The sequence below is a fragment of the Kitasatospora sp. NPDC059088 genome (assembly GCF_042738155.1).
In the GTDB taxonomy this organism is placed as follows: Bacteria; Actinomycetota; Actinomycetes; order Streptomycetales; family Streptomycetaceae; genus Kitasatospora.
Genome location: NZ_JBHYGR010000157.1, coordinates 848 through 9,292, shown reverse-complemented (window position 1 = coordinate 9,292; position 8,445 = coordinate 848). Strand labels below are relative to the sequence as shown.

Sequence of the window (8,445 nt, the reverse complement as noted above, 5' to 3'; positions counted from 1 at the left end):
TATTATATGTTTTTGTTGGGCGCCTCTGTGTTTTTTTAATCCCCCCCCCCCCCGCGGGGGGGGGCGCGGCGGCGGCCCCCCCCCGCCCCCCGCAGAACGACACCGAACGCCGGATCGCCCGGATCTGGGCCGACGTCCTCGGCGTCGAACGGGTCGGCGCCGACGACAACTTCTTCCTGCTCGGCGGCGACTCCATCCTCAGCATGCAGGTGGTCTCCCGACTGCGCCGGGACGGCCTGCACCTGGCCACCCGCGACCTCTTCACCCACCAGACCGTCGCCGAACTCGCCACCGTGGTGCGCAACGCCCCCGACCGCGACAACGACGGACCGGTCACCGGCGCCGTGCCGCTCACCCCGATCCAGGCGTGGTTCCTCACCACCCCGCGCGCCGCCCACCACCACTTCAACCAGTCCGCGCTGCTCGAACTCGGCCCCGACCCCGACCACCCCGCCCTGCGCGCGGCCCTGGACACCGCCCTGAACGCCCTGCTGGAGCACCACGACGCGCTGCGGATGCGCTTCACCCACGACGCCTCCGGCTGGCACCAGTTCAACCCGCCGCCCGCCCGCACCGAGGACCTCCTGGTCCACCACGACCTGACCGGCCAGTCGCCCGAGTCCGCCGACGCCGCCCTCGCCAAGGCCGCCGACGAACTGCACGGCGGCTTCGACCTGGCCCGCGGCCCGCTGCTGCGCGCCGCCCTGTTCACCTTCACCGGCGAACCGGACCGCCCGCCGCTGCTCCTGCTGGTCGCCCACCACCTGGTGATCGACGCCGTCTCCTGGCGGGTGCTGCGCGACGACCTGGAGAGCGCCTACCACCAGGCCCGGGCGGGCGGCCCGATCGACCTGGGGGAGCGCGGCACCTCCTTCCGGGACTGGGCCCGGCGGCTCGCCGCCCACGTCGCCGAGGGCGGCCTCGACCACGAACTGCCCTACTGGGAGCAGGCGGTGACGGGCCGCGCCGAACCGCCCGTGCGCCCCGCCGACGCCCCCGGCTCCAGCTCCAGCACCGGGACCGGCACAGCCGCCGGGACCGGGGCCGTCACGGTGGAACTCGACGAGGCCGACACCGACGCCCTGCTGCGCGCCGCCCCCGCCGCCTACCGCACCCGGGTCAACGACGTGCTGCTCGCGGCCCTCGCGCTCGCCCTGGCCCGCTGGACCGGACAGCCGCGGATCCGCCTCGACCTGGAGGGCCACGGCCGGGAGGACCTGCTCGACGGCGTCGACCTGTCCCGTACGGTCGGCTGGTTCACCACCGTCCACCCGGTCGGCCTCGACGTCCCCGCGCCCGAACAGCTCGGCCCCGACCGCGACTGGCGCGCCCTGGTCAAGGCCGTCCGCCGGCAACTGCGCGCCGTGCCCGGCAACGGGCTCGGCTTCGGCGCCCTGCGCGCCTTCGGCCCGCCCGAGGTCCGCGAACGCCTCGCCGCCGCCGCCCACGGCCAGGTGGTCTTCAACTACCTCGGCCAGTGGGACGCCCGCCCCGAGGCCGCTGGCGGGGGCCTGGTCCGCGCCGAACTCGGCTCCTGCGGCCAGGACCACGACCCCCGCGACCCCGGCTCCCACCCGTTGGAGGTGGTCGGCGCCGCCCAGCGGGGCCGGCTCGCCTTCACCTGGCACCACCGCCCCGCCGTCCACGACCCGGCCGAAGTGCGCCGGGCCGCCGAGGAGTTCGCCGAGGCGCTGCGCCACATCGCCCGGCACGCCCGGAACGGCCGGCCGGGCCGCTGACCGGCACCACCCCACGAGAACGAGAAGAGGCAGGAACGACATGGACGAGAACACCCGCTTCCAGGTGCTGCGCAACGACGAGGAGCAGTACTCGCTCTGGCCGGTCGACCTCGACGTCCCGGCCGGCTGGCAGCCGGTCGGCCGGGAGGGCACCGAGGCCGAGTGCTCCGCCTACGTCGACGAGGTGTGGACCGACATGCGCCCGCGCAGCCTGCGCGAGCGCATGGAGAACGCCGAGGCCTGACCCGACCGTCCCACCACGAGGAAGAGGAGTCCGCCGTGACCCCCGTGCTGCACACCGAACGCCTGGAGTTCGTCCCCTACCGGCCCGAGGACGAGGACGCCTTCGTCGCCCTGCTCCGCGACGCGGAGGTCTGCCGCTGGATGGGCCAGGACCTGGTGCCCGAACCGCAGCTGCGCACGCTGTTCCGCGCGATCCTGAGCGATGTGTACCCCCAGCGGCTCTTCGACGTCTGGGGCCTGTGGCTGGACGGCGCCTACGCGGGCCACGCGGAGGTGAAGCGGACCGGGAACGTCGACGGGCACGAGCTGGTCGCCGCCCTCGCCCCCGGCTTCTGGGGCCGCGGCCTGGGCACCGAGGTGGTCCGCGGCCTGATCCGCTACGCCGCCGACGAGTTGGGGCTCAAGGAGGTCTACGGCCTGGTGGGCGCCGAGAACACGCCGAGCCTGGCGATGTGCGAGAAGCTGGGCTTCCGCCACCTGCGGGACTCGGTGGACGAGGACGGCACGGTGGCCAGGGTCGTGGTGGTCTCCACGACCGGCGAGGCCTGACCCCGGGCCCGGCCCCCGACCGGCCCCCGGCGTGCTCGGCCGCGCCGGGGGTCGCTGTCAGTGGTGGATGGCACAGTGGCGGCCATGACACTCATGCCTGACGGCCGGGCCTTCCCGCCGCCGCACGCCGACGAACGCGCCACGCTGGAGGGCTGGCTGGAGTTCCAGCGGGCCACGCTGGTGCAGAAGGTCTCCGGGCTCGACGACCGGCAGGTGCGGCTGGCCTCGGTGCCGCCGTCGACGCTGACGCTGCTCGGCCTGGTGCAGCACCTCACCGAGGTCGAACGCACCTGGTACCAGCGGGTGTTCGCCGGCCGCACGGTGCCGCCGGTGTACGGCCCGGAGAATCCGGACGGCTACGGCCTGGACGAGGCCCGGGGGATGACGGAGGCGCTGGCGAACTGGCGGGCCGAGGTCGAGCACGGCCGCGAGCTGGCCGGGGGAGCGCCGCTGGACTCACCGGGCCCGCTGGACCGGCGGATCGCCGGGATCGTCGGCTCGGACACCGTCTCGCTGCGCTGGGTCCTGGTGCACCTGATCGAGGAGTACGCCCGCCACAACGGTCATGCCGACCTGCTCCGGGAGGGCATCGACGGCGTCACGGGCGTCTGAGGGGCACCGGCGCCGGGACCGGCCGCGCGGCCGGGCGGGGGAGCCGCAGCGCCAGCAGGGCTCCCGCCGCCGCCACCCCGGTCGTCGCCAGGGCGACCGGGGTGAGCGCCGTGCCGGGTGCGGCACGGCCGGCGACGGTGGTGGCGAGGGCGATGCCGAGGGCCGGTCCGATGTTCATCACGGTCTGCTGGAGCCCTCCGGCGACTCCCGACTCGGCGTCGGCCGCACCCCGGACGACGGCCGAGGTCGCGGTCGCCATCACCGCGCCGAGGCCGCCGCCGAGCAGCACGAAGCAGCAGCCGATCGCGGTGTCGCCCGAGTCCGGGCCGAGCCGGGAGGTGAGCAGGGTGCCCGTGGTGATCAGTGCCATGCCCGTGAAGACGGTGGCGCGCACGCCGTGACGCCTCGCCAGCCAGGCCGAGGCGGGCGCGCCCACGATCATCGCCACGGCGAGCGGCAGCCCCCGCAGGGCGTTGTGCAGCGGATCCAGCCCGAGCACCTCCTGGAGGAAGTAGGTCGCGGGGAAGAGCGTGCCGAGCACCGCCGCCGATGCCGCGAGCAGGACGCCGAGCGCCGGCCCGACGGCCGGTGAGCGGAGCAGGGCGGGCGGTACCAGCGGGCAGGCGGTCCGGCGCTCGTGCCGGGCGAAGGCGAGGGCGGCGAGCCCGGCCGTCGCGAGGCCGAGGACCGTCCCCGTCGACCAGCCGTCGGTCGGGAGGACGGCCAGGGTGTGCACCAGGCAGACCAGGGCGAGTGCCAGCAGTCCCGCGCCGGGCAGGTCGTGGCCGCCGCCGACCGGCTCGGTACGGGCCGCGGGCACGGCGAGGGCCGCGACCAGCGCCGCGGCGGCGGGCAGCAGGCCGAGCAGGAAGACCGCCCGCCAGTCGAAGTGGGTGGTGAGCGCGCCGCCGACCAGCGGTCCGGCGGCGACCGCGAGGCCGAGGGCGGCGGTGCGCACGGCGATCGCGCGGGGTAGCAGGTCGGCGGGCCAGACGGCCCGCAGCATGCCGATGGTGGCGGGCTGGAGCAGGGCGCCCGCGAGGCCCTGGGCCACGCGCAGCGCGATCACCCAGCCGATGCCGGGTGCCAGGGCGATCGCGGCGGAGGTGGCGGCGAAGCAGACCACTCCGGCCACGAAGAGCCGCCGGTGGCCGTACCGGTCGCCGAGCCGCCCGGCGAAGACCAGGAGCGCGGCGACGGTGACGAGGTAGCCGCTGCTGGTCCACTGGACGGCGGCCAGGGAGGCGTGCAGGTCGCGCTGCAGGGTGGGCTGGGCGACCGTGAGCACGGTGCCGTCGACGGCGACCAGGACGGCGCCGGTGATGCTCGCGGCGAGGGCGAGCCCCCGGTGGCGGGCGGTCACCGGTCGGCCGGGCCGAGGTGGGCGGTCAGGGCGGCGCGCAGCACGGGTTCGATGCTGTCGCTGTCGCTGTCGCTGTCGCTGTCGCTGTCGCTGCCGCTGTCGCTGTCGCCGTCGCCGTCGCTGCCGGTGGCCAGGGCGAGGCTGCCCCAGCTGCGGAGTTGGGCCAGGCCGTGCAGGTTGGACCAGAGCGCGGCGGTGGCGGCGGTCGGGTCCCCGCCCTGCGGGTGGAGTTCGCCGACCAGGCCGACGAGGGTGCGGAACAGCGGCAGGGTGGAGCGGCGCAGTTCGGTGCCGCTGCCCTCCAGCAGGTCGTGGCGGAACATCAGCTCGAACAGGCCGGGGTTGGCCGCGGCGAAGCCGAGGTAGCCGCGGGCGAGGGCCTCGATCCGGGCCCGGGGGTCGGCCCCGGTGCCGGCGGCGAGGGCGTCGGCACCGGCCAGGGTGTCGGTGAGCCGGCCGAAGCCGTGTCGGGCGACGGCGGCGAGCAGTTCTCGGTGGGTGGGGAAGTAGCGGCGCGGTGCTCCGTGGGAGACCCCGGCGCGGCGGGCGATCTCCCGCAGCCCGAGGGCGTGGACGCCCTCCTCGGTCACCAGCTCGATGCCGGCGGCCACCAGCCGGGCGCGCAGGTCGCGGTCCTGTTCGGTCATGGACACTGTCTACCGGATCGCCGTAGACAGTGTCTAATCGCTGGGCCGCGGGTCCGCCGGGCAGAATCGCGGGCATGGACGAAGGCGGCGAGTCGGCCTGCTGGCTGGACCGGGTGTGCCCGGAGTGCGGGCGGTTGCGGGAGCGGCCCGGCCGGGGGCCGTGCGAGAACTGCGGCGCGGGCGGGGATCCGGTCGGTGCGGCGGACGGCGAGCCGGACGGGGACGCCGAACGGCCGGGCCGGGGCGACGCCTGATCGCCGCCGCCGGCCCGGCCGGGCAGTGCCGGGGCCGCGCTACTGCGGCGGCTGGTCGCGGAACTGCTCCTTGAGCTTGTCCTGGGCGGTGTCGACCTGGCTCTGGTACTTGCCCTGGGTGCGTTCGTCGACGTAGTCGCCGGCCTTGTCGACACCCTTCTCGGCCTGGTCCTCGTGGCCCTTCAGCATGGCCTTGAGCTTATCCAGCATGGACATGTGGTCACCCTCCTGGATGAGACGCCCCCACCCCTCCAGGATCACCGCCCAGGGCGTCCCGCGCACCTCGCGGCCGCGCGGCGCCCTTGGCAAGGCGGTCCGCGTCCTGTCAAATCGTGAACCCACCGACCGTCGGAAGGAGTCGCCTTGAAGCCCCGCTCCCGTCACCGATCCCGTTTCCGGACGTCCCCGCTCGCCGCCCTGACCGCCGCCGCCCTGGTCGCCCCGTTACTCCTGGTCGGCGCGGGCAGCGCCAACGCCGACCCGGACCCGGCCCGCCGTGGCGCCAAGCTGGCCGAGCGGCTGGTCGGGGCCAGCAGCGCCGAGGACGCCCGGGACACCCTGGTCGCGCTGCAACGGTTCGCCGACCGCAACGGCGGTACCAGGGCGGCCGGTTCGAAGGGCCACGACCTGTCCGCGCGGTACATCGCCGAACAGGCGCGGCGGGCCGGGCTCAAGGTTTCCCGGCAGGACTTCGAGTACACCTTCTTCGACGCCCGCTCCCAGCGCCTGGACGTGCTGTCACCGAAGGCGGAGTCGGTACCGGTCCTGGCGATGACCTACTCGGTGAGCGGCCCGGAGGCGGGCCTGACCGCCGAGTTGGGCGTCGCCCCGGTGGGCGCCGCCACCGGTTGCACGCCCGCCGACTACCCGGCGGGCTCCGTCACCGGCCGGATCGCGCTGATCCGGCGCGGCGGGTGCAGCTTCGCCGAGAAGCAGGCGGCCGCGGCCACGGCCGGCGCCCTCGGGGCGCTGATCTACAACAACACCGACGGCGAGCTGAACGGGACCCTCGGCGAGCCCACCGCCGGGAAGGTCCCGACCGGCGGGATCGCCAAGGCGGCCGGCGAGGCGCTGGCCGCCCAGGCCGCCGCCGGGCCGGTGCGGGTGACCCTGGACCTCCGCACCTTCATGGAGCAGCGCAAGACCTGGAACGTCATCGCCGAGACCCGGGGCGGTGATCCGGCGAACACCGTGATGATCGGCGCCCACCTGGACTCCGTCCCGGCCGGGCCCGGCATCAACGACAACGGCTCCGGCGCGGCCGGCATCCTGGAGGTCGCGAAGAACCTCGGCACCCGGCCGGTGAAGAACAAGGTCCGGTTCGCCTGGTGGTCCGCCGAGGAGTTCGGCCTCAAGGGCTCCGAGGCGTACGTCAAGTCGCTCTCCGACGCGGACCGGAAGAACATCCGGCTCTACCTCAACTTCGACATGATCGCGTCCCCCAACTACGCGCAGTTCGTCTACAACGGCTCCGGCAGCGCGGGCGGCGGCGCGGGCCCGGAGGGCTCGGCCCAGATCGAGCGGTTCCTCACCGACTACCTGGACGGCCGCGAGCTGCCGCACGACCCGTCCGCCTTCAACGGCCGCTCCGACTACGGTCCGTTCATCGACGCGGGCATCCCGGCCGGCGGCACCGACACCGGCGCCGAGGTGATCAAGACCCCCGAGCAGCAGTCCCGTTACGGCGGCACGGCGGGCACCGCCTTCGACGCCTGCTACCACAAGGCCTGTGACGACCTGGACAACCTCGACCCGGCGGCCTTCGACGTCAACATCGACGTGATCGCCCACGCCGTCGGCACCTACGCCTGGGACCTCTCCTCACTGCAACGGCCCGTGCCCGGGCAGCGCCCGGCCGCTCGGGCGGCCGCCGGAGCGGGTACGGACACCCCGGGCGGCACCGGAGCCGGCGATGCCGGAGCGGGCGGCGCCGACGCCCACGCGGTGGCGGCCTGACGCCCGGGTGGGCCCGCTGCCGTCCTCGGGCGGCGGGCCCACCCACCGGCCGTGCGCACACCGTCCATCCGGCACCTCCCGTCGGCCATCGCCCCTGGTGGGTCAGGGTACGGGCCACCGTAGTGGACGCCACTGACAATCGGCCCCCGGCCCTGTACGGTGCCGCGCGGAGCGCATCCGCCGAGACCCGGTGGGTGCGCCGAGTCCGGTCCTGACACCATGGGACCGAGATCACGAGATCACGACACCGTGACACCCTCGGAGGAGTCAGCAACATGAGCACGCACTACGACGTCGTCGTCCTCGGCGCGGGCCCCGGCGGCTACACCGCCGCCGTCCGTTCGGCCCAGCTGGGCCTGAAGGTCGCGGTCATCGAGGCCAAGTACTGGGGCGGCGTCTGCCTCAACGTCGGCTGCATCCCCTCCAAGGCCCTGCTGCGCAACGCCGAGCTCGCCCACATCTTCACCAAGGAGGCCAAGACCTTCGGCATCAAGGTCGAGGGCCAGGTGACCTTCGACTTCTCCGAGGCCTTCAAGCGCAGCCGCTCGGTGGCCGACGGCCGGGTCAAGGGCGTCCACTACCTGATGAAGAAGAACGGCATCACCGAGTACGACGGCTGGGGCACCTTCGTCGACGACCACACCCTCCAGGTCGCGCTCAGCGGCGGCGGCTTCGACGTGGTCACCTTCGACCACTGCGTCATCGCCTCCGGTGCCACCACCCGCCTGCTGCCCGGCACCAGCCTGAGCGAGCGCGTGGTGACCTACGAGGAGCAGATCCTCACCGAGCAGCTGCCGGAGAGCATCATCATCGCGGGCGCCGGCGCGATCGGCGTCGAGTTCGCCTACGTGCTGCACAACTACGGCGTGAAGGTCACCATCGTCGAGTTCCTGGACCGCGTGGTGCCGTTGGAGGACGTCGAGGTCTCCACCGAACTGGCCAAGCAGTACCGCAAGCTGGGCATCGAGGTGCTCACCTCGACCCGGGTCGAGTCGAGGGGAGACAACGGCACCAAAACCCACAGGGGGGGGTACCGTACGCAAGTCGGGCCCCATCACGGGGGTGTGGGCCGCAACTGGGTG

General features: G+C 74.2%; 10 protein-coding genes. 7 read left to right on the top strand and 3 right to left on the bottom strand.

Annotated features, from left to right (window positions below):
* The 4 genes from ACFWXO_RS39680 to ACFWXO_RS39665 form a co-directional block, all read left to right on the top strand.
* The coding region (locus ACFWXO_RS39680) for a condensation domain-containing protein (RefSeq protein ID WP_380530691.1) at positions 1-1,739 on the top strand (1,739 nt) is incomplete at its 5' end.
* 40 nt (positions 1,740-1,779) lie between these two features.
* Positions 1,780-1,983 (top strand): MbtH family protein, encoded by a 204-nt coding sequence (locus tag ACFWXO_RS39675; RefSeq protein ID WP_375897473.1) that lies wholly within the window; start codon positions 1,780-1,782, stop codon positions 1,981-1,983.
* Positions 1,984-2,018: 35 nt separating this feature from the next.
* The gene (locus ACFWXO_RS39670) at positions 2,019-2,531 is read left to right on the top strand and encodes a GNAT family N-acetyltransferase (protein WP_380530687.1); all 513 of its coding nucleotides are present in this window, start codon (positions 2,019-2,021) and stop codon (positions 2,529-2,531) included.
* 84 nt (positions 2,532-2,615) lie between these two features.
* Entirely contained in the window at positions 2,616-3,143 is a 528-nt protein-coding gene (locus ACFWXO_RS39665; protein ID WP_380530684.1) for a DinB family protein, read from the top strand.
* Here the strand turns inward: ACFWXO_RS39665 and ACFWXO_RS39660 are convergent.
* Together ACFWXO_RS39660 and ACFWXO_RS39655 are read right to left on the bottom strand one after the other, a co-directional pair.
* Positions 3,130-4,506, bottom strand: a complete 1,377-nt coding sequence (locus ACFWXO_RS39660) for an MFS transporter (protein ID WP_380530681.1) — start codon at positions 4,504-4,506, stop codon at positions 3,130-3,132. The two genes, ACFWXO_RS39665 and ACFWXO_RS39660, sit on opposite strands and share 14 nt — an antisense overlap.
* A complete protein-coding gene (locus tag ACFWXO_RS39655; protein ID WP_380530678.1) occupies positions 4,503-5,153 on the bottom strand; it encodes a TetR/AcrR family transcriptional regulator in 651 nt (216 codons plus the stop codon). The genes ACFWXO_RS39660 and ACFWXO_RS39655 overlap by 4 nt, the downstream gene beginning before the upstream one ends.
* A gap of 74 nt (positions 5,154-5,227) precedes the next feature.
* On the opposite strand from ACFWXO_RS39655, the gene ACFWXO_RS39650 reads away from it, so the two are divergent.
* On the top strand, positions 5,228-5,407 hold the full coding sequence (locus tag ACFWXO_RS39650; RefSeq protein WP_380530675.1) for a hypothetical protein: 180 nt from the start codon (positions 5,228-5,230) through the stop codon (positions 5,405-5,407).
* Between the two features lie 39 nt (positions 5,408-5,446).
* Here the strand turns inward: ACFWXO_RS39650 and ACFWXO_RS39645 are convergent, their stop codons facing one another.
* Positions 5,447-5,623, bottom strand: a complete 177-nt coding sequence (locus ACFWXO_RS39645) for an antitoxin (protein ID WP_380530672.1) — start codon at positions 5,621-5,623, stop codon at positions 5,447-5,449.
* A 147-nt stretch (positions 5,624-5,770) separates the two neighbouring features.
* Here ACFWXO_RS39645 and ACFWXO_RS39640 point away from each other — a divergent pair, with 147 nt between their 5' ends.
* Both ACFWXO_RS39640 and ACFWXO_RS39635 read left to right on the top strand, forming a co-directional pair.
* Positions 5,771-7,363 carry a M28 family metallopeptidase gene (locus tag ACFWXO_RS39640; RefSeq protein WP_380530669.1) on the top strand — a complete coding sequence of 531 codons (1,593 nt, stop codon included), beginning with the start codon at positions 5,771-5,773 and terminating at the stop codon, positions 7,361-7,363.
* Positions 7,364-7,638: 275 nt separating this feature from the next.
* A partial coding sequence (locus tag ACFWXO_RS39635; protein ID WP_380530667.1) for an FAD-dependent oxidoreductase occupies positions 7,639-8,445 on the top strand: 807 nt, incomplete at its 3' end.

Bases quoted from the DNA above. Each gene is read 5' to 3' on its own strand.
- ACFWXO_RS39665 (WP_380530684.1), top strand. From the start codon at position 2,616: ATGACACTCATGCCTGACGGCCGGGCCTTCCCGCCGCCGCACGCCGAC.
- ACFWXO_RS39650 (WP_380530675.1), top strand. From the start codon at position 5,228: ATGGACGAAGGCGGCGAGTCGGCCTGCTGGCTGGACCGGGTGTGCCCG.
- ACFWXO_RS39655 (WP_380530678.1), bottom strand. From the start codon at position 5,153: ATGACCGAACAGGACCGCGACCTGCGCGCCCGGCTGGTGGCCGCCGGC.
- ACFWXO_RS39645 (WP_380530672.1), bottom strand. From the start codon at position 5,623: ATGTCCATGCTGGATAAGCTCAAGGCCATGCTGAAGGGCCACGAGGAC.
- ACFWXO_RS39675 (WP_375897473.1), top strand. From the start codon at position 1,780: ATGGACGAGAACACCCGCTTCCAGGTGCTGCGCAACGACGAGGAGCAG.